General features: G+C 68.5%; 19 protein-coding genes. 14 read left to right on the forward strand and 5 right to left on the reverse strand.

Annotated elements, in window-relative coordinates:
• The first annotated feature begins 1 nt into the window (after position 1).
• The 7 genes from NE2_RS18075 to NE2_RS18105 all read left to right on the forward strand — a co-directional run bounded on the left by NE2_RS18075 (position 2) and on the right by NE2_RS18105 (position 8,980).
• Positions 2 to 1,294 carry an amidase gene (locus NE2_RS18075; RefSeq protein WP_063027694.1) on the forward strand — a complete coding sequence of 431 codons (1,293 nt, stop codon included), beginning with the start codon at positions 2 to 4 and terminating at the stop codon, positions 1,292 to 1,294.
• On the forward strand, positions 1,291 to 2,649 hold the full coding sequence (locus NE2_RS18080; protein WP_084494129.1) for a M20 family metallopeptidase: 1,359 nt from the start codon (positions 1,291 to 1,293) through the stop codon (positions 2,647 to 2,649). Before NE2_RS18075 ends, NE2_RS18080 begins: the two co-directional genes overlap by 4 nt.
• On the forward strand, positions 2,646 to 3,404 hold the full coding sequence (locus NE2_RS18085; protein ID WP_063027696.1) for an aspartate/glutamate racemase family protein: 759 nt from the start codon (positions 2,646 to 2,648) through the stop codon (positions 3,402 to 3,404). The genes NE2_RS18080 and NE2_RS18085 overlap by 4 nt, the downstream gene beginning before the upstream one ends.
• Positions 3,405 to 3,450: 46 nt before the next feature.
• Positions 3,451 to 4,305 carry an alpha/beta fold hydrolase gene (locus NE2_RS18090; RefSeq protein ID WP_063027698.1) on the forward strand — a complete coding sequence of 285 codons (855 nt, stop codon included), beginning with the start codon at positions 3,451 to 3,453 and terminating at the stop codon, positions 4,303 to 4,305.
• Positions 4,306 to 4,352: 47 nt separating this feature from the next.
• Positions 4,353 to 5,888 carry a flavin-containing monooxygenase gene (locus NE2_RS18095; protein ID WP_063027789.1) on the forward strand — a complete coding sequence of 512 codons (1,536 nt, stop codon included), beginning with the start codon at positions 4,353 to 4,355 and terminating at the stop codon, positions 5,886 to 5,888.
• A gap of 258 nt (positions 5,889 to 6,146) precedes the next feature.
• Complete coding sequence (locus NE2_RS18100) at positions 6,147 to 7,517, forward strand: MFS transporter (RefSeq protein WP_233429818.1); 1,371 nt, start codon at positions 6,147 to 6,149, stop codon at positions 7,515 to 7,517.
• Between the two features lie 101 nt (positions 7,518 to 7,618).
• Positions 7,619 to 8,980 carry a flavin monoamine oxidase family protein gene (locus NE2_RS18105; RefSeq protein ID WP_063027702.1) on the forward strand — a complete coding sequence of 454 codons (1,362 nt, stop codon included), beginning with the start codon at positions 7,619 to 7,621 and terminating at the stop codon, positions 8,978 to 8,980.
• Between the two features lie 24 nt (positions 8,981 to 9,004).
• Here the strand turns inward: NE2_RS18105 and NE2_RS18110 are convergent, their stop codons facing one another.
• Complete coding sequence (locus tag NE2_RS18110) at positions 9,005 to 9,856, reverse strand: SDR family oxidoreductase (protein WP_063027704.1); 852 nt, start codon at positions 9,854 to 9,856, stop codon at positions 9,005 to 9,007.
• 201 nt (positions 9,857 to 10,057) lie between these two features.
• On the opposite strand from NE2_RS18110, the gene NE2_RS18115 reads away from it, so the two are divergent.
• A complete protein-coding gene (locus NE2_RS18115) occupies positions 10,058 to 10,435 on the forward strand; it encodes a VOC family protein (RefSeq protein WP_228831202.1) in 378 nt (125 codons plus the stop codon).
• Positions 10,436 to 10,463: 28 nt separating this feature from the next.
• On the opposite strand, the gene NE2_RS18120 is transcribed toward NE2_RS18115, so the two are convergent.
• Together NE2_RS18120 and NE2_RS18125 are read right to left on the reverse strand one after the other, a co-directional pair.
• Positions 10,464 to 11,015: a dihydrofolate reductase family protein gene (locus tag NE2_RS18120; RefSeq protein WP_063027708.1), complete on the reverse strand. Its 552-nt coding sequence runs from the start codon at positions 11,013 to 11,015 to the stop codon at positions 10,464 to 10,466.
• A gap of 121 nt (positions 11,016 to 11,136) precedes the next feature.
• Complete coding sequence (locus tag NE2_RS18125) at positions 11,137 to 12,609, reverse strand: dihydroorotase (RefSeq protein WP_063027791.1); 1,473 nt, start codon at positions 12,607 to 12,609, stop codon at positions 11,137 to 11,139.
• Between the two features lie 137 nt (positions 12,610 to 12,746).
• Between NE2_RS18125 and NE2_RS18130 the strand changes: the two genes are divergently transcribed.
• From NE2_RS18130 to NE2_RS18140, 3 genes are read left to right on the forward strand one after another with little or no spacing between them, the layout of a single operon-like run.
• A complete protein-coding gene (locus NE2_RS18130) occupies positions 12,747 to 13,934 on the forward strand; it encodes a CaiB/BaiF CoA transferase family protein (protein ID WP_063027710.1) in 1,188 nt (395 codons plus the stop codon).
• Positions 13,931 to 14,749, forward strand: a complete 819-nt coding sequence (locus tag NE2_RS18135; protein WP_063027712.1) for a cyclase family protein — start codon at positions 13,931 to 13,933, stop codon at positions 14,747 to 14,749. The genes NE2_RS18130 and NE2_RS18135 overlap by 4 nt, the downstream gene beginning before the upstream one ends.
• Positions 14,746 to 16,176 (forward strand): MmgE/PrpD family protein, encoded by a 1,431-nt coding sequence (locus NE2_RS18140; protein WP_063027714.1) that lies wholly within the window; start codon positions 14,746 to 14,748, stop codon positions 16,174 to 16,176. Before NE2_RS18135 ends, NE2_RS18140 begins: the two co-directional genes overlap by 4 nt.
• 54 nt (positions 16,177 to 16,230) lie before the next feature.
• Here the strand turns inward: NE2_RS18140 and NE2_RS18145 are convergent, their stop codons facing one another.
• Positions 16,231 to 17,184, reverse strand: a complete 954-nt coding sequence (locus NE2_RS18145) for a hydroxymethylglutaryl-CoA lyase (RefSeq protein WP_063027716.1) — start codon at positions 17,182 to 17,184, stop codon at positions 16,231 to 16,233.
• 71 nt (positions 17,185 to 17,255) lie between these two features.
• Between NE2_RS18145 and NE2_RS18150 the strand changes: the two genes are divergently transcribed.
• Genes NE2_RS18150 through NE2_RS18160 form a run of 3 tightly spaced genes read left to right on the forward strand, consistent with a single transcriptional unit; the run spans position 17,256 to position 19,858 of the window.
• Entirely contained in the window at positions 17,256 to 18,467 is a 1,212-nt protein-coding gene (locus NE2_RS18150; protein ID WP_063027718.1) for a CaiB/BaiF CoA transferase family protein, read from the forward strand.
• A gap of 11 nt (positions 18,468 to 18,478) precedes the next feature.
• Positions 18,479 to 19,105: an isochorismatase family protein gene (locus NE2_RS18155; RefSeq protein ID WP_063027720.1), complete on the forward strand. Its 627-nt coding sequence runs from the start codon at positions 18,479 to 18,481 to the stop codon at positions 19,103 to 19,105.
• A gap of 45 nt (positions 19,106 to 19,150) precedes the next feature.
• Positions 19,151 to 19,858: a hypothetical protein gene (locus tag NE2_RS18160; RefSeq protein ID WP_063027722.1), complete on the forward strand. Its 708-nt coding sequence runs from the start codon at positions 19,151 to 19,153 to the stop codon at positions 19,856 to 19,858.
• On the opposite strand, the gene NE2_RS18165 is transcribed toward NE2_RS18160, so the two are convergent.
• Entirely contained in the window at positions 19,855 to 20,640 is a 786-nt protein-coding gene (locus NE2_RS18165) for an IclR family transcriptional regulator (protein WP_063027724.1), read from the reverse strand. The genes NE2_RS18160 and NE2_RS18165 overlap by 4 nt on opposite strands.
• Positions 20,641 to 20,648 lie beyond the last annotated feature (8 nt).

A 20,648-nucleotide genomic window follows, 5' to 3' on the forward strand; every position in this document is an offset into this window, starting at 1 on the left:
GATGACCGTGGACGCCACCACCGGCGAGCACACCGAGACCTCGAGCATCACGACGGTGGAACGCTATCTGGAGCGCGTCGCCGAACGCGACGAATCCGTCCGTGCCTGGGCCTTTCTCGATCCGGACCGGGCTCGCGCGCAGGCCCGCGCACTCGATGCCGAAACGCCCCGCTCGCCGCTGCACGGAATCCCGGTGGGCATCAAGGACATCATCGACACCGCCGATCAGCCGACCGCCTACGGCAGCCCCCTCTGGTCGGGACATCGCCCCGGCCGCGATGCCGACGCGGTAGGCCGGCTGCGCGCGGCAGGCGCGCTGATCTTCGGCAAGACCGCCACCACCGAGTTCGCCACCTACGAGCCGGCCCGCACCCGGAACCCGCACAACCTCGAGCACACACCGGGCGGATCGTCGAGCGGCTCGGCGGCAGCGGTCGCCGACGGCCAGGTGCCCATCGCCCTGGGCACCCAGACCGCCGGATCGGTGCTGCGTCCCGGCTCCTACTGCGGCGTCTTCACGCTCAAACCCAGTTACGGCCGATGGTCGTTCGACGGCGTGCTGCCGGTGGCGCTGAGCTTCGACACCCTCGGCGCGTTCGCGCGGCATCCGGTGTGGCTCGGAGCGGTCGACCAGGTCCTCACCGAGCAGGCACAGACCGCGGTGCTGCCCGCCACCCGCGACCTCACCGTCGGTCTGCTGCGCCCGCCGTGGGACGACCGCGCCGGGACCGACGCACTGGAGCGCCTGGAATCGTTCGCCGCCGGCCTGCGCGCCCACGGCACCACCGTCACCGAAATCGCTGTTCCGCCCGAGCTGGCCGAGCTCGACGACGCACACACGCTGATCATGGCCGCGGAGGCCGCCGCGGCGCTCCGCGACCGCGTCGGCCGCGACGGAACCGACGGGATCAGCGCCCGGCTGGCCGAATTCCTCACCCGCGGCCGCACCGCGGAGCCGAGCCGAATTCAGCACGCGCGCAGCATTCTTCGCGCTACCCGGCGCTTCGTCGACGGTGCGCGCCGCCGCGCCGACGTTCTGTTGACCCTCGCCGCGACCGGGGAGGCGCCCCACGGCCTGGACAGCACCGGCGACCCGGTGTTCAACAAGCTCGCCAGCGTCGCCGGGCTGCCCGCGGTCGGCTTGCCGGCCGGCACCGGCGCCACCGGACTGCCGCTCGGCGTGCAGCTCATCGGCCCCACCGGCACCGACCATTCGCTCGTGCGCATCGCGACCTGTCTGACCGACCGGATCGGGCTGGCCGCCCGGTGCCCGCTACCGGAGGAACAGCGATGAACGACGCCATCATCAGCGCGGAGGGCGCGGCGGAATCGATCCAGGACCTACCGCTGGACGACGACCGGCGCGCGATGTACGAGGCGGTCTGCGACCGACTCGACCCCGACCGCTTCCGCGATCTGCTCGTCTCGCTGGTCGACATCCACAGCCCCACCGGACGCGAACGCGCGGCCTCGGAATTCATGGCCGACCATCTGCGCCACGCGGTCGGCATCGACGCCGCCTATCGACCGGTCAGCGAGCACACCGGCAATGTGCTGGGCGAGATGCGCGGCACCGGCGGCGGCAGCCGGCTACTGCTGTACGCGCCGATCGACACTCACATCGACCCCGAGGCCGACGTGCCGTGGGTCGGACCGCGATTGCGTCCGGATATGGTGCCGCGGGCGCGGGTGGACGGTGATCTGGTGATCGGGCTCGGCGCCTCGAATCCGAAATGCATGGTGGCCGGGCTGACCGAGGTCGTCCACGCCGTCGCCGACGCCGGTGTGCCCCTGATCGGCGATCTGGCCATCGGCTTCGCCGGCGGCGGAATGCCGGTCACCATGAGCGACCGCGACAACGTGGGCATGAGCAGCGGGGTGTTCCACCTGCTCACCCACGGCGCGATGCCCGATCACGCCATCGTCCTGAAACCGTGGTGGGCCGTCTACCCGGAGGAACCGGGCATGTGCTGGTTCAAGGTGTCCGTGCGCGGCACCTTCGGATATGCCGGAATCAGCAGGGGCACACCGGGGTTCCGCTCGTCGATCGTGCCGGCCGCGCGCGTGGTCGAACATATCGAGGCCTGGCTGCCCGAATACACCGCGCGCAACACCTCCGGCTCCACCATTCCCGAGGGGTGGATCTCGGCCCTGCGTTCCGGAAACCCGGACAAGCCGGCATTCCCCTCCGCGACCACCGAGATCTACCTCGACGTCCGGGTCAACCCCCGAACCACTCCGGGCGAGGTGCGAAACCAGTTCGCCCGGTTGATCTCCCACATTCGCGCGACCGAGCCCGATATCGACCTCGACTGGGAGATGTACGGGTCGCTGCCCGGCGGCATGACCGATCCCGGCAACTGGATCATCCGGTCCTGCCGGCGCGGCTGGGAAGAGGTGGAAGGCCGTCCCTACGAATCCACACCACTACTCGGCGGCCAGACCGACGGAACCCTCATCCGCCGCATGGGCGTGCCCTGCGCGCGCATCGGCTATCCCTGGCCGCCCGCGACCGCACCCGCCGAACTGAACGAAGGCCTGGGCGGCATGGGCGTCGCGTCGGTCTCCGACGTGATGACCGCGGTGCGCGCCGTCGCCTACGCCGTCGTCGACACCCTCACCCGAACCCGAGAGGACGTGGGACTGTGAGCCCAGAACGCAAGGTACTCAACATCGTTCCCGTACCGGTACCGCCGGAGGCGCTGGCCGCCTTCGCCGCCCAGATCCCGGACGACATCGTGCATCCCGGATTCGAGAACGTCTTCGTCAGCGCCCGCGCCGGCGGCACCACACTGGACAGCGCCTACGAAACGACCTTGGCCGACGCCTTCGTCCTCGAGGCCGGATCCCGCGCCGAGGAACAGGGATACGCGGCGGTGTGCGTGAACTCGATGAGCGATGCGGCGCTGGCGGCGCTGCGCTCCCGGCTCACCATTCCGGTGGTCGCACCGAGCCAGGCCTCCATGCTGCTGGCCTCGTTGCTGGGCAAGAAGTTCTCGGTGATCACCATGTGGCCGCAGTGGCACGAGCTGTACCACAAGGCGGCCCGCGAGCAAGGGCTCGGTGCCCGCATGGCCTCCGTCCGCGATATCGGCGTCGCGCCCGATACGGCCGAATTGCTCGCCGGCAAAGAGGATTTCGTCTTCGCGGCTCTCGAACGGGAGGCACGCGCCGCGATCGACGACGACGGCGCCGACGTGATCGTGCTCGGCTCGACCACGATGCATCAGTCTCATGCCTACCTGTCGCGTGTGCTGGATGTGCCGGTCCTCAATCCCGGCGTGGTGGCCTACAAACTCTGCGAGCTGCTGGTGGTGACCGGCTTGAGCCACAGCAAACGCGCCTTCCCGTCTCCCGCTCTCGTGCAGGACGACCTGCTGTCGGCACTGGCCGCGACCCACTGAATCACCCGACGTACCGAACCACTCAGGCAACCGGAGGAAGTACACGATGACCGCCGAGAATCCCGAAATCGGCCGGAGCATGCGCACCGGCACCTTCGATACCAACTACCACGACGTCGGGACCGGCGACCCGGTGCTGCTGCTGCACGGCTCCGGCGCCGGAGTCTCCGCCTGGGCGAACTGGCGTGGCCTGATTCCGGTGCTGGCCCAAGATTTTCGCGTCGTTGCCCCGGATCTGGTGGGCTTCGGCTATACCGGACTTCCCGAACCGGCCGACTTCCACATCTTCGACACCTGGATCGATCAGATATCGGCCCTGCTCGACGGCCTCGGTATCGAGAAGGCACACGTGGTCGGAAATTCCTTCGGCGGCGGGCTCGCCCTGCACTTGGCCACCCGGCATCCCGAGCGCCTGAACCGGATCGCGCTGATGGGCGCGGGCGGAGTCAAGATGCGCTTCACCGACGAGCTCGACCAGCTCTGGGGCTACACCCCGTCGGTGCAGAACATGAAGAACATCATGGACATCATGGCCTACGACCGGTCGCTCGTGACGGACGAGCTGGCCGAACTGCGCTACCGCGCCACTATCCGGCCCGGCGCGCAGGAAGCCTTCGAGAAGGTTTTCCCGCCCCCGCGGGCGCGCTGGCTGGACGCCCAGATCGTGCCCGACGAACAACTCGCGGCCATCCCGCACGAGGTGCTGCTGCTGCACGGACGCGAAGACCGCGTGGTACCGCTGGAGGCGTCACAGCACATGTTCGCCACGATCCCGAACGCGCAGCTGCACGTGTTCGGCCACTGCGGGCACTGGACACAGATCGAGCACGCACAGCGCTTCCAGCAGTTGGTGTCCGCCTTCTTCCAGGAAGCACGCAGCACGGCCGGAGTGCCCGCGTGAGCGCGCCGGGCGATGCCGGAACCGAGGCCGCGAGAGGTGAACCCTCCGTGAAAGTCGCTGTCATCGGAGCCGGGGTCTCCGGACTGTGTGCCGCGAAACTGCTGACCGAGTTCGGATTCGACGTCACGGTCTACGACCGCACCCCCGACGTCGGTGGGGTGTGGAGCCGCACCCGCCGGTATCCGGGCGTCACCACGCAGAACAACAAGGGCACCTACGCGTTCTCCGACTTCCCGATGCCGCGCGCCTATCCGCAATTTCCCAGCGGCGCACAGGTGCAGCGCTATCTCGAGGACTACGCGACCCGGTTCGATCTGCATCGCCTCATCCGCCTGCGGACCGAGGTGACCGATGCCGCCCAGGACGAGCGGACCGGGACCTGGACGCTGATCGTCCGGGACCTCACCTCCGGGACGGAGGCACCGGCGGTCTTCGACCACCTCGTCGTGGCAACCGGCATCTTCTGCGATCCGTTCGTTCCCGAATATCCGGGCCGGGAGGATTTCGAACGCGCCGGCGGAAGAGTTTGCGCCGCATCGGATTTCACCCGACTCGACGACGCGGCCGGCAAGGATGTCGTCGTGGTGGGTTATGGCAAATCCGCCTGCGATATCGCAGAGGCGCTCAGCGACGTCGCTCGCTCGACCACGGTCGTGGCCCGGGAGGTGACGTGGAAGGTGCCGCGGCGGTTCGCCGGGCTGGTGACCTACAAATACATCCTGCTCACCCGGTTCAGTGAAGCGCTGTTCGACCATATCGACCAGCGCGGTTTCGCCCGATTCCTGACCGGACCGGGACGTTTCCTGCGCAACGCGCTGCTCGGTGGCATGGGTTCGATCGTGCGCCGGCAGTTGATGCTCGACCGGCTGGGACTGGTGCCCGACGGTCCCTTCGAGCGCGTGGTCCGCCACGCGGTGAGCCTGGCCACCGAGAACTTCTACGAGAAGATCCGCGACGGCGTCATCACCCTGCACCGCGGCGCGGTCATCACGCGACTGCACGAAAAGGACGGCAAACCGACCATCGCACTGTCCGACGACACGCTGCGGGATGCCGACATCGTGGTCTGCGCCACCGGTTTCATTCAGCGCGTGCCGTTCCTGCGTCCCTCGGTGCAGGATCGGCTCACCGACGGCGACGGCAACTTCCTGTTGTATCGCCAGATCCTGCCACTGGATGTGCCGAATCTGTTCTTCGTCGGTTACAGCTCGTCGCTGGTCAGCCCGATCGCCGCCGAGGCGTCCGCGATGTGGGTGGTCGACTACCTGGCGGGTGGCGGCACCGGCCTGCCCTCGGCCGAACACCGACGGGAATTCGCCCGGCGCCGCCTGAACTGGATGATCGAACGCACCGAGGGCAAACAAGCCCGCGGCACCAACATCATCCCGTTCTCGATTCGCCACGTCGACGAGATCCTGGATGAGATCGGGGTGAACATCGGCCCCGTGGCCAGGCTGCGGCAGTGGCTGCTTCCGGTGAAGCCGGCCGCGTATCGGTCCGCGACCGCGGCACTCCATCGGCGCTACCCCCGCGCAGGCGCCGATGCCGTCGGTGCGGAGATCCCGGCATCCTCGGCGCACTGATCAGACCATCGGCGTGGTCCGGGTGATTCGGGCGCCACGATCACCCGGGCCACCAGCCGAGACCGTCTTCCTGTTGCCAACCGCACAGAGATCATCGGCTGCGCCGCAGTATAATTGATTAGATAGGCTAAACAACGTGGATCGGCGGACCGCCACCCCGCTCACCCGGCGTCGCGCCGCATCCACTCTCCGAGCCCATCCGCAGCAACCGAACGTTGCTCTTCACCGAACAAGGAGCTGACCGCAGGAAAGGCAGTCTTGACCGCGACTCGCACCGACGACTACGAGACCACCACCGATTCACTTCCGCCCGATCCGCCCGCCCCACCGCCGGCACCGCCGGAGCGCCCCGGTGGGATGTTCGCCTCCCTCATCGTGCCGAACTATCGCTACTACTTCGCGGGCCAGGTGGTTTCCAATACGGGTACCTGGATGCAGCGGATCGCGCAGGACTGGCTGGTGCTCGGTCTCACCGGCAGCGCGTTCGCGGTCGGCATCACCACTGCCATGCAGTTTCTGCCGATGCTGCTGTTCGGTCTCTACGGCGGCGTCATCGCCGATCGCTTCCCCAAGCGCGGACTTCTGGTTCTCACCCAGGCCACCATGGGACTGCTCGCCGCGGTCCTCGCGGTCCTGACGCTCACCGGCACGGTCGAGGTGTGGCACGTCTACGTGCTGGCGCTGCTGCTGGGCATGGTGACCGTGGTCGACAATCCGACTCGTCAGTCGTTCGTCCCGGAGATCGTCGGCCGGCAGCGGTTGCGCAACGCCGTCAGTCTGAACTCCGCGAACTTCCAGGCCGCGCGACTGGTCGGGCCGGCGGTCGCGGGGGCGCTGATCGCCGCCGTCGGATCCGGCTGGGCCTTCGCGATCAACGCCTGCTCCTTCGTCGCCGTCATCGCCGGTCTGCTGGCCATGCGACCGGCGGAGCTGACACCGGTGCCGCGCCTGCCGCGCCGGAAAGGGCAACTGCGCGAAGGCCTCCGGTATGTGAGCGCCCATCCGCAACTGCTCTGGCCGATCGTCATGGTGGGCTTCATCGGCACCTTCGGCTACAACTTCCCGACCGTGCTGTCGGGCTTCGCCTATCACGTCTTCGATGTCGACGCCGGCAAGTACGGGCTGCTCAACACCGCGCTGGCAGCGGGTTCGCTCGCGGGCGCGCTGCTGGCCGGTCGCCGCGGGCGGGTACGGATGCGGATGCTGGTCGGCACCGCCGTCGGCTTCGGCGCACTCGAGGCGGTCGCGGCCTTCGCCCCGGACTATTGGCTGTTCACCGCGCTGCTCGCCGTGGTGGGCCTGCTCGGACTCACCTTCAACACCTCGGGCAACTCGATGGTGCAGCTGGAAACCGACCCGGCCATGCGCGGACGGGTGATGTCGCTGTACATGATGGTCTTCACCGGCGGCACCCCGATCGGCGGCCCGATCGTCGGATGGCTCACCGAGGAGTTCGGGCCCCGGTTCGGCCTGTTCGCCTGCGGAGCGGTCTCCGCTCTCTCGGCGGCGGTGATCGGTGTCGTCGTCGCCCGCGCCGCCGGCCTGCGAGTGCGGATGTCGGGTCGGCGCGTCGTGCTCGTTCCGCGCGAGGGCTCCCCGAAACCCGTCGCGACCGGCCGCCGGTGGTAGGTGCGGGGTTTACGGTCCGCCACCTCCCCGATCTGCTCTAAAATTGCCCACCTGAGGTGCCGATCCGACCGAAGTGAACGTCGACACGAAGGCGGCTCTCGATGACGGATGTGGACTGTTGCGTAATCGGCGGCGGGTTCGCAGGGTTGACCGCCGCGCTGCGACTGAAACAGGCGGGCCGATCGGTAGCGGTGCTCGAAGCTCGCGACCGGCTCGGCGGGCGCACGTTCACCGAGGTGCGCGGGAACGGTTGCTGGATCGACCGCGGCGGCGCCTGGCTCGGGCCCGGCCAGGACCGGGTCCGCGCCCTGATGAACGAGTTCGGCGTGCGAAGCTACCGCCAGTACACCGACGGCCAGGCCTTGATGGTCGTCGACGGCAAGCAGTACCGCTACACCGGCACGATCCCGTGGACGATGAGTCCCTGGGCCTCGATCAATCTCGGCGCCGGCTTCGCCTCCCTGGCCTACCTGTGCAAGTCGATTCCGCTCTACGCACCGTGGGATGCGAAGAACGCCGAGAAATGGGATCGAATCACCTTGGCGCAGTGGCTGAACCGCACCGTCCGGTCGAAGGCCGCCCACGATCTGCTCGAGACCGCCATCGCGGGCAGCTACACCTCGGCCGCCTCGGAGGTGTCGATGCTCTTCGCGCTGTATCAGATGGCGTCCGGGGGCGGGCCGAACTTCATGTTCAGCGTCAGGGGCGGTTCCCAGGACTCCCGGCCCGTGGGCGGCATGGGTGCGATCTACGGTGCGATGGCGGCCGAGCTCGGTGAGGCGATTCGGCTGTCGCAGCCGGTGCACGGCATCGAGCAGGACGATGCCGGAGTGACCGTGCACGCCGGTCGGTCGGCGCTGCGTGCCCATCGGGCGATCGTGGCCGTCCCGCTGGCGATCGCCGGTCAGATCCGGTACGAGCCGATGCTGCCGGTCGATCGCTCACTGCTGCATCAGCGTGTGCCGAGCGGCTCGATCATCAAGACCTCCGTCGTCTACGACGAACCGTTCTGGCGGCACGACGGATTGTCCGGGCAGTCGGCCGCGCCGGGGTCGCCGGCCACCGTCACTCTCGACGCCTGCACCGACACCGCCCGGCCCGGAATCCTGTGCGTCATCACGGAGGGGCCCACCGCCCGCCGGATCGGCCACCTCGACGCCGCAGACCGCAGAACGGCCATCCTGCGTGAACTGGCCGGCAGGTTCGGGACGAAGGCCGGTTCCCCGGAGGACTACGTCGAGCAGGACTGGAGCGCCGAACGGTATTCCGGTGGCGGAATGCTCAGTCACACGCCGACCGGCGTGCTCACCCAGTTCGGCCGCGCGCTGCGCGAACCGTGCGGTCGTATCCACTGGGCCGGCACCGAGACCTCGGCCGTGATGTGCGGCTGGGTCGACGGCGCGGTTCGCTCGGGTGAACGCGCCGCGAGCGAGGTGCTGCGGCACGAACTCGCCGCCGTCTGAGGCGCCCGACACGGTCGGCAACGTTCAGCGCGGACCCGAGCCGAAGAATCGCCACAGGTAACCGGGCAGCTTGCGCAACGGGACAGCGCGTGGCCAGTCGTCGGCACGGAAGTAGGCGTCACTGCCGCCGTCGACGAAAACGATACTGCCGCACAGGAATCGCGCGGCCGGCGACAGCATGAACACCGCCCATTCGGCCAGATCGCCCGGATCGCCGAAGCCGCCGATCGGGACCGGGAAACGCTCGATGTTCTTCGCCTCGGCCGGAGTCGCGAGCTGCTTTTCCAGCAGCGGCGTCAGCACCGCGCCGGGTGCCAGCGCGTTGAGCCGGATTCCCGCGCCGGCCCACTGCGCGGTCGTCGCGTGGCGGCGCACCCAGTGGCTCACCGCGATCTTCGAAGTGCCGTAGGCGATCGACGGCGCGTTCCGGCCGAAGATCCGCAACGCCCGCAGCGCCCTGTCCGTGTCGCCCGCCAGCAGCGCACGAATCGCCCGGCGCGGCACCAACGGGGTGGTGGTCGTCGAATTGCTGCCGAACACAACGACTTTCGCCTCGTCCGCCCGGGCCAGGGCCGAGCGCCACCCGTCGAGCAGTTCGACGACGCCGCGGTAATTCACCTCGAAGATCAGCCGCGCCCAGTCCGCACCGGGCGCCGGCCCCACCCCCGCGGCGAGTATCGCGCCGTCGAGATGCCCGTCCACCTCCGCGAGCACACCCTCGATCGCGGTGCGGCGGCCGGCCGGCGTCGACAGATCCGCGACCACCTGCGCGTCCTTCAGATCGACACCGACCACCGTATGGCCCCGCTCACGCAATTTCTCCGCCGCGGCGCGCCCCATTCCGGACGCCGCCCCGGTCACCACGTACACACCCACCGCATCGCCTGCTTTCCGCTAACCGAGCCTCGAACGATCACCAACCGGCGGCCGACGACCCGGCACCGCCGCACCGAACTGTGCCCGAGTGCGAGCGCGTGCACAATGGCGACCGAGCCCCACGGGAGCCACAGCGCAGGTCGGCGAACGTTTCCCGCCGACACGGCACCCCGGTCGAGGATCGCGTGCCAGACTCGTGTCATGGCTGCGGCTTCTGCTCCCCCGCCGGGCTTTCGTTCGGTGACACCACGCATGGTGGTCGCCGACCACCCCGCGGCGATAGCCTTTCTGCGGAACGTATTCGGGGCGACCGGCGACGTGGAGCCGAACCGGCCGGCCGAGGTCCGCGTCGGCGATTCGCTGATCATGGTCTCGGAATCCGGCGAGCGCGAGCCGTTTCCGGCCTTTCTCTACATCTACGTCGACGACGTCGAGGCCACCTACCAGCGTGCGGTCACCGCGGGCGCGGTCACACTGGAGGCACCGCTCGACACGCCGTACGGTGACCGCCGCGCCATGGTTCGCGACCCGTTCGGGAACGTCTACCAAATCGCCAGTCGGTTGGGCCCCGCTGGGTGACGTTCGCGGACCTCGAGCCGGACCGTCCTCAGTCGACGACGTAGCGCAGCATCACCGCCGTGTCGAAATGCCGCGTCTCCGCCAGACGGAGCGGAATTCGCTTGTCCAGCAGGGGAAACATCGGTGTGCCGCCGCCGAGCACCACGGGCAGGACGAACACTTGGTACTCGTCGACGAGCCCGTGCGGAATCAGCGAGGCCGCGAGATTCGCGCCGCCGACCTCCATGACGCCGTCGCCCTCGGCCTTCAGCCTGCGCACCTGCTCCACCGCGTTCTCGCTGACCAGCGTGCTGTTCCAGTGCACCTCGGTCAGTGTCCGCGAGAAGACGACCTTCGGCTTCTCCGTCCACAACCTGCCGAATTCACGCTGGATCGGGGGCGCGTCCTCGGGCACATGCGGCCAGTACTCGGCCATCAGCTCGTACAGGCGACGACCGTGCAGCGAAATCTCGATGTCCCGATACCGGTCGTTGTGAAACTGGTGCAACTCGTCGTCCGGATTCGACCAGTCGATGCTGCCGTCGCGGTCGTTGATGTAGCCGTCCAGGGACATGCTGATCCCATAGCTCAGTTTCCTCATAACGGAATAGACGCCGCCTACGTTCGACATTCATCGGTGAATGGCGAACGCTCATCACTCGACCATTACATTGCGAACCCGCCGGTCGAACCGCCTCGGCCCCATCACCGACATCGATCCGCTACCGCGGCTCGTCGGGCGCTGCGCGACGGAGGTACTCACCGCGCGGGGGTCCGCAGACTACTCCGTCGCGCAGTATTCGCCGACCGCGCAGGAAGACGTCGGTGACGCGGGCAGACATGTCGAATCCTTCGAAAGGCGTATATTCCTGGGCTGATTCGGAGGATTCGGCGTGGACGGTCCAGTGGGCGCCGAGGTCGACGAGGGCGATGTCGGCGTCGTAGCCGGGTGCGAGTCGTCCCTTGCGTGTGAGGCCGTAGCGACGAGCGGGTTCGGTGGCAGTGAGAGCGGCGATCCGGGCCAGGGAGAGTCCGCGTTTGGTTCCCTCACTCACCAGGCCGGGCAGGAGGTACTCGGCGCCGCCGAATCCGGATCTGGCCAGGAAGACGTCGGCGCGGTCGGTGCCGAATTTCTGTTCGTCGCGGCAGCAGGCGTGATCACTGACCACCCAGTCGATATCGCCGGCCAGCAGATGCTGCCACAGCGCCTCGACGTCGCGCCGTTCGCGTAATGGCGGATTCACCTTGCCGCCGATTCCGTGTGCGCTGTCGACATCGGCCAGCAGATGACCGATGGTCACCTCGCGACGAAAATCGATGTGCGGGAAGGCTTTCGCCATCCGCAGCGCGGCGTCCACCGCTTTCGCCGACGACAGATGCAGCAGATTGACAGTGGGGAAACCGGTTTCGTGGGCGAGATAGGCGGCCATCGTAATGGCCAGTCCTTCCGAATGCGGCGGGCGGGAGGCGCTGTAGGCGCGCAGCCCGCCGAGTGTGCCGTCGCGTTCCACGAGTTCGGTGTAAGCGGCCATGATTTCGGCGGTCTCGCAGTGCAGCGACAGCGTGATGACATCGCCGTAGCGTTCCCTTGCCTCGGCGAGGCCACGCATGACGAATTCGAAATGCGCCAGGTCGTAGCGTTCGTCCGGGCCGATCATCAGGAATTCGGATTGGTCGCCGGAGCGTCCGTGCAAGCCGTGACCACCGTAGAACATGAAGATCTTGAACGACGTGATACCGAAATTCTCGACCAGTGCGGGGATTTCGCCGATGTGCTCTCGGGTCATCGGCGCCAGGTGGACACCGAAGTCCACATACGAACGCCCGGACATACGGTCGAGCACCTCGGGAACGAAGTCGCGGTAGGGGCCGCCGCGGTTGAGGTAGTAGCGGCCGGTGCGCAGATAGCTCAACGACGTCGTAACCCCGCCCTGGGCACACGCCCGGCTCTCGGATTCGGTGTCCGCGGCCAGGTCGGAATAGATGCCCCAGTGCTGATGAGCATCGACCACCCCCGGAAAGGCCAGGAGCCCACGGGCATCGACGACATCGGTCGCCGGCCCGGCCTGGATGTCGCGGGCGATGCGCCGGACCGCTCCTCCGGTGACGGCGATATCCACGGGCTCGGGCACCTCGGCGTCGCCATCGGGGTGGACCACGCGGGCATTCCGGATCAGCAGCTCGATCTCCGCCACAACCTTCTCCAGTTTCGTCCTGCGAAACATACTTACCAACCAAGCGATCATCGCAGTACTATTCGCAGGCAGTCAATCGGTACGGTGACTGAATATGTTTCGCTCTGAGAAACACATGATCGATGAGGAGTTCGGCGATGGCGGGACCACTGTCGGGAATCCGGGTCCTGGACACGGCGACACTGTTCGCGGGCCCGCTCGCGGCGACGCTGCTCGCCGACTTCGGCGCCGAGGTGATCAAGATCGAACATCCGGAGGGCGATCCGGTGCGCGGGCACGGTGCGCAGCGCGACGGTGTCGGTCTGTGGTGGAAGATGCTGGGGCGCGGAAAGAAGTCGGTGACCCTGTATCTCGGCTCGGCCGAGGGCCAGGAGCTGTTCCGGCGGATGGCCTCCGACGCCGACGTGGTGATCGAGAACTTCCGGCCCGGCACCCTGGAACGGTGGGGATTGGGCTATTCCGCACTACGGGAACACAATCCGGGCCTCGTTCTGGCCCGGGTCACCGGGTTCGGGCAGGTGGGTCCGTATGCTCGCCGCCCCGGATTCGGCACCCTGGCCGAGGCGATGAGCGGTTTCGCGGCGATGACCGGCGACCCCGACGGGCCACCCACGCTGCCGCCCTTCGGCTTGGCCGATGGGATCGCCGCTCTCGCCACGGCTTTCGCGATCATGTCCGCATTGCGGGCCCGCGATCGCGACGGTCACGGCCAGCAGATCGATCTGGCCATCATCGAGCCGATTCTCACCCTGCTCGGCCCCCATATCCTTGCCTACGATCAACTCGGCGAGATCGCCCAGCGCACCGGCAACCGCTCCACCAACAACGCACCGCGCAACACCTATCGCACCGCCGACGGCGGCTGGGTCGCGGTGTCGACCAGCGCCCGGTCGATCGCCGAACGGGTGATGCGTGTGGTCGAACGGCCCGAATACATCGAGCAGCCGTGGTTCGCCACCGGCACCGGTCGGGCCGCGCACGCCGACGAACTGGATGCCGCTGTCGGGGAATGGATTTCCCGCCGGGCCACGGACGAGGTGGTGCGCGCGTTCGAGAAGGCCGAGGCCGCGGTCGCCCCGATCTACACTGCCGCCGACATCCTCGCCGATCCGCAGTTCCGCGCACTGGAGTCGATCATCACCCTCGAAGATCCGGAACTCGGTGCGCTGCGCATGCAGAACGTCCTGTTCCGGCTGTCCGACACCCCCGGCCGCATCCGGTGGACCGGACCACCGCTGGGCGCCCATACCGAGGAGGTCCTGAGCACCTATGGAGTCGGCGAACTGGACATGGCCCGGCTGCGCACAGCGGGGGTGATCCGATGAGCGCGCGGGATCCGCTGGTGGCGGTGGTCGCCGGCGGCGTTCGACTGATCGACCTGGGCCAGCCGTTCTTCACCGGGATGCCGTGTTCGCCGAATCATCCCGGTTTCCGCATGACTCTCATCCGCCGCCACGGCGACATGATGCGTTCCGACGGTGGTTCGGCCGCCAACGAGATCATCGTCACCGGTGGGCATGTCGGCACGCATATCGATGCGCTCAGCCACGTCAGCCACGCGGGGCGGCTGCACGGCGGGGTGGATGCCGCACAGGCACAGCAGGGCGGCCTCTTCGGCGAGCTCGGGGCCGAGCATCTGCCGGGACTGCTGCGGCGAGGGGTGCTGCTCGACGTCGCTCGCGTGCACGGGGGGCCGACGCTGCCGGGCGGGTACGAGATCACGGTCGAGGATCTGCGGCGGGCGGCGAAAGCGATCGGATCGGAACCCGAGCCCGGGGATGTCGCGTTGATCCGGACGGGGTGGTCGCGTTTGTTCGACGAAGGCGATGCCTATCTCGGTGCGGCCACCGGCGTGCCGGGCGTGGGGGTCGAGGCGGCACACTGGCTGGCGCGCCGGGGGGTGGTGGCGACCGGCTGCGACACCACGGCCTACGAATGCATCCGGCCCGGAGCGGGGCACAGTGTGCTGCCGGTGCACCGGGTACTGCTGGTGGAGTCGGGGATATACATCATGGAGCATCTGGCCTTGGAAGAGCTTGCCGCCGAGCAGCTTCCGGAATTCGCTTTCCTGCTGGCGCCGTTGCGGATCGTCGGCGGCACCGGATCGCCGGTGCGTCCGCTCGCGGCGGTGAGCCGATGACCGAGCAGACGATCCTCGCCCGGCTCGCCGACTTCGCCGCGGCCGCGCGAGACAGCGGAGTCGGAGCCGAACTGCGCGCCGATACGTCGCGCCGGGTGCTGGATGTGCTCGGCAACAGCATTGCGGCACTGGACACCCCGCCCGCGGTGGCGGTGCGCGCGGTGATCACCGAATGGGGCGGGCGTGCCGGTGCGACCGCGCTCGGACTGGCGGGCGGATATCCCGCGCCCAGCGCCGCGCTGCTGGGTGGAACGCTCGCGCACGCTCTGGATTTCGACGACACCCACCTGCCCTCGGTGCTGCATCCGTCGGCGTCGGTGGTGCCCGCGGCGCTCGCGGTCGCCGAATCCCGCGAGGCGAGCGGTCCCGCCCTGCTCGACGCGGTGGCGGTGGGAATCGAGATCACGGTGCGCGCAGGTATGGCCGGATACAGTGCGGCGCTGCGCAATTCGGTGTTCTTCGAACGCGGGTTGCATGCGACCGCCATCTGCGGCGCCGTCGGTGGTGCGGCGGCCGCGGCGATGCTCTCGGGTCTCGACGCGGACGGTATCGCCCATGCCATGGCGATCGCGGCGAGTATGGGCTCGGGTCTGCTGGAGGCCAATCGCACCGGCGGCACCGTCAAGCGCGTGCACTGCGGATGGGCGGCACATGCGGCGGTGGTCGCCGCGGGTCTGGCACGCGCCGGACTCACCGGACCACCGACGGTCTTCGAAGGCGGATTCGGTCTGCTGCACGCCTTCTGCGGCGATCAGGCCGATCCCGACGCACTGGTCGACGAGCTCGGCGACCGGTGGCGGCTCCCCGAGGTGTGCTTCAAACCCTATCCCTGCAATCACTTCACCCACGCCGGCATCGACGCGGCCCTGCGCCTGCGCGCGCGGGGTGTGCGCCCCGACGACATCGCGGACCTGGAATTGGGCGCACCCGCCGCGGCACTGCGCACCATCGGTTATCCGCCGGAGCTGAAGTCTCGTCCCGAATCCGGTTATCACGCCGCGTTTTCCGGACCCTATACGGTCGCGGCGGCACTCACCGGCGGCGGTGGGCTCGGGGTGTTCCACGAGGATTTCACCGACACCGCCGCCCGCAACCCCGCCCGCCTCGACCTGGCCGCCCGCGTGCGTTGCGTTGCCGATCCCCGCAGCGACGACATCTTTCCCACGCAGTTCCCCGCGGTCCTCACCGCCCACCTGCACGACGGCCGCACCCTCACCGAACGGGTCGAATCCAACCGCGGAGGTCCCGGCAATCCGCTCACCCCGGAAGAATTGGCCCTCAAGTTCCGCCTCAACACCGAGCGCGTGCTCTCCCCCACGGCCGCGAACAGTCTCAGCGAGACCGCCTACGACCTCGCCCGAGCCGCGACCCTCGACCCGCTACTGGAACCCCTGCGCGGAATCGGAGCAGCGCGGGTCGCTCGATGACCGCCGTCGCCCGGCGACGGACGAGCGCGCGATCGAGAACGCTGCGGGGCGCGCTCAGGGCGCTACGGGCGCGCCGGGGAATACTCCGGCTCGGCCCAGCAGGGCGGGCACCGGCGCGCCGAGCACTCCGCCGAGCCAGGTCGCCGTCTCGATGACCGGCTCGATGCGAACACCGGTGGTGACGCCCATGCGGTCGAGGGCGTAGAGCAGATCTTCGGTGGCGATGTTGCCGGTAGCGGCGGGGGCGAACGGGCAGCCACCGATCCCGCCGGTGCTGGCGTCGAGAACGTGCACGCCGGCGTCGAGAGCGGCTATCGCATTGGCGTAGCCGGTGTTTCGGGTGTTGTGAAAATGGCAGCGAGTCGCGACCGCGGGCGCCCGGCGGCGCACGCCGGAGACCAGGCGTCGCACACGGTCCGGGGTGCCGACGCCGATGGTGTCGGCCAGCGCTATCTCGTCGGGGCGAGATTCGGCGACGCGGGAGACGAGGTCCAGCACGTGCGCCTCCGGCACCTCCCCCTCGAACGGGCAGCCGAAGGCAGCGGCGATGGTGACGGTGCGCCACAGGCCGGCCTCCGCGGCGCGGGCGGCCAGTCGCGCCCAGCGAGCAATTCCCTCGCCGGTGTCGCAGCCCTGATTGCGACGACTGAAGGTATCGGTCGCGACCACCACCACATTGATCTCGTCGACGCCCGCGGCAAGCGCACGATCCAGTCCGCGGTCATTGAAAACCAGTCCGGCATAGAATGTTTCGCCGTCGCGCGGCACACCGGCCAGTACCGCTTCGGCATCGGCCATGCGAGGCACCCGGTCGGGATGCACGAAACTCACCGCCTCGATCCGGCGCAGCCCGGCGTCGGCCGACCGGCGAATGAGCTCGATCTTGTCGGCCGTCGCGATCGGCTCCGGCTCATTCTGCAGTCCGTCCCGCGGCGCGACTTCGACCAGCGTGATGTCCACGGCTCCTCCGTTTCCCGATCTTGCCGAGCGTTTCGCTACGGGATACATTGTATCCATTCTCAGGTAGCCGCGCGGCCGGATTCCGGCCGCGGGCGCTGCGACAGAACGGAGTTGGCCCGATGCCAGACCATCACGCCGCGGCGGGTCCGCTGGCCGACCTGCGGGTTGTCGAAATGGGTCAGTTGCTGGCGGGCCCGTTCTGCGGTCAACTGCTGGGCGATTTCGGGGCCGAGGTGATCAAACTCGAAGCCCCGGGCCGCGGCGATCCGATGCGGGAGTGGGGCCGGGAAAAGCCCTATGGCCGATCGCTGTGGTGGCCGGTGGTGGCGCGCAACAAGAAGTCGGTGACCTGCAATCTGCGCACGGCGCGCGGGCAGGCGCTGGCCCGCGAACTCATCGCGCAGGCCGATATCGTCGTCGAGAATTTCCGCCCCGGCACCCTCGAGCGGTGGGGCCTGGACTTCGAGACCCTGCGCGCCGGCAATCCCGGCCTGATCCTCACCCGGGTCACCGGCTACGGCCAGACCGGCCCCTACGCACCGCGCGCCGGATACGGTTCCATCGGCGAGGCGATGGGCGGAATCCGCTACACCACCGGCGATCCCGGCCATCCGCCCGCCAGAACCGGCATCTCCCTCGGCGATTCCCTGGCCGCGGTCTTCGCGACCATCGGAACGCTCGCCGCACTGCACCACCGTGAGCGCACAGGACGCGGCCAGCTGGTGGATTCCGCGATCTACGAGGCGGTGCTGGCGATGATGGAATCGCTTCTGCCCGAATGGGATATCACCCACTACCAACGCGAACGCACCGGTCCGGTGCTGCCCAATGTGGCGCCGAGCAACGTATACCCCGCCGCCGGCGGCGATCTGGTCCTCATCGCGGCCAATCAGGACACGGTGTTCGGACGGCTGGCGACGGTGATGGGCCGCCCCGAACTCGCCACGACCGAACGGTTCGCCACGCATTCGACGCGCGGAGAGAATATGGCCGAACTCGACGACATCATCGGCGAGTGGACCCGCACGGTGCCGGCGAACAAACTTCTGGACCGACTGCACGCCGCCGGTGTGCCCGCCGGGCGCATCTACACCGCCCGCGACATGTTCGCCGACCCGCACTTCGCCGCCCGCGAAGCGATCGTGCGCCTGGCTCATCCCGAACTGGGCGAGATTCCCATGCAGAACGTCTTCCCGAAGCTGAGCGAAACCCCGGGCAGCGTGCGCCATTCCGGGCCCGAACTGGGTGAGCACAATGCCGAGATATACGAGCGGCTGCTCGGCATCGGCTCGGACGAATTGAGCCGGCTGGCCGAAAACGGCATCGTTTGAAGGGCTTTCCCATGTCCGACCTCGCCGAGGACTATCTCCGGCACGGATTCGCCGCACGCCTGGGTGCGGGCGAGCGGCTCGCCGTGCTGGTCGTCGACATCTGCGCGGCGTACCTGACCGACGGCTCGCCGCTGCGCGCCCCCGTGGAAGCGGCCGTGGCGGCCGCGGACCGAGTGGTTACGCACGCTCGCGCCGCCGCGCACCCCGTCATCTTCACCCGCGTGCGCTATCGCCCCGGCAGCGCGGACGGCGGCCTGTTCCGCCGGAAAGTGCCGGCGCTCGACGCCTTCGAGGAAGGTAATCCGCTCGCCGCATTCCTCGACAGCCCGGCGCCCGAACCCGGCGAGGTGGTCGTCACCAAACAGTATGCGAGCGCCTTCCACGGCACCTCGCTGGCGGCGACCCTGACCGCGCAGCGCGTGGACACCGTCGTGATCACCGGCCTGACCACGAGCGGCTGCGTGCGCGCCAGCGCGACCGATGCCCTGCAGCACGGCTTCCGCCCGCTGGTGGTCGCCGATGCCTGCGGTGATCGCGATCCGCGCCTGCACGAGGCCAATCTGCTCGATCTGGATGCCAAGTACGCCGACGTCGTCGACCTCGCGGGCGCGCTGTCGGTCCTCGGCGCAGGCCGCTGAACATTCACTGCCACATCATTGTTCGACTCGATCGTGAGGAAGACTATGGGCCCGCATCCGCACGGCTGGTGGATCCTGTTGCATCTGGTGCTGTTCGTCTTCTGGCTGGGCGGTGATCTCGGCGTCTTCTACTCCAGCCGTTTCGTCATCGACCCCGAGCGCACGCCGCCCGCCCGCGCCACCGCCCTCGCCATCATGAGCGGTCTGGATCTGGGGCCGAAGATCTGCCTGATCCTCTTCCTGCCGAGCGGCATCACCCTCATGGCGCTGGATCCGCACGGCGCCACCCTGTTCGGAATCGCCCTGTTCCCGTGGTGGTTCGTGGTGCTGGTCTGGGTGTTCGCGACCGGATGGCTGGTGCTGGCGATCACCGCGCACCGCACTCACGGCCGCATCGTCGTCGTCCACCGCGCCGATCTCACCATCCGGATCGCGGTGATCGCCGCGGCGGCCACCGCCGGGGCCTACACCCTGGTCGCCGAGGATCCGTTCGGCGTCACCACCGATCCCCGATGGCTGGGTGGCAAGATCCTGCTCTACACCGCCGCCGTCGCCGCGGGCCTCGGGATCCGAATGACGTTGCGACCCTTCGGCCCCGCCTTCGGCCGGCTCCAATCCGAGGGTTCGAGCCCGGACATCGAGTCGGTCCTGCGCGGCAGCGTGAACGGCTGCCTGCCCTACGTCTGGGTGATCTGGGGCAGCGTGCTGGCCGCCGCGGCGCTCGGCGTCCTCAAGCCGGGCGCGAATCTCTAACCCGAATACCCCAGTTGGGTCGACAGCGCACCGGATGCCTTGAGCAGCAACGGAACACATTCGTCCATACGCGGCTCGAAGCGCGACAGCGGCCCGCACACACTGATGGCCGCGACCACCCCGCCGTCGTGGTCGAGAATCGGTGCGGCGATCGAGGCCGCCCCGACCTGCCGCTCCCCCAGCGATACCGCATAGCCGCGCTTGCGAATCGCGGTCAGCTCGGCGCGCAGTTTGCGCTGCGAGGTCACCGTGGCGTCGGTGAGCGCGGTCAACTCGTGCCGTTCGAGATAGTCGTCGATCTCCTGCTTGCGCAGATGCGCCAGAATCACCTTCGAGGAGCTGCCGGCATGCAGCGGATACGGCTGTCCCAGCGCCACTTCCATCCGCAATTCCTGATCCGGCACCACCTGGTCCACGTACATGCGCGTGTCGCCACGCCGGATCGACAGGGTCGCGGTCTCCCCCGTCAGCGTCGCCAGCCGCCGCAATTCCGGACCGGCCATCACCCGCAGATCGGTACGCGCCAGATACGCCCGCCCCAGTGCCATCGCGGCATGCCCGAGCGCGTAACGGCGGGTGGTCGGCTCCAGCGTGATCAGGTCGCGGCTGCGCAGCGCGGTGAGAATGCGGTGGACAGCCGCCTTGGTGATGCCGAGTTCGTTGGCGATCTCGGTGACACCGAGATCGGGCCGGCCGCTGCGGCCGAAGAGCAGCAGCACGTCCATAGCGCGTTCGACCGCGGCGATGGACCGGCTCTGACTGTCGGATTCGGTAACGGTCACCGGGCCAG

The sequence above is a fragment of the Nocardia elegans NBRC 108235 genome, from assembly GCF_001612845.1.
In the GTDB taxonomy this organism is placed as follows: domain Bacteria; phylum Actinomycetota; class Actinomycetes; order Mycobacteriales; family Mycobacteriaceae; genus Nocardia; species Nocardia nova.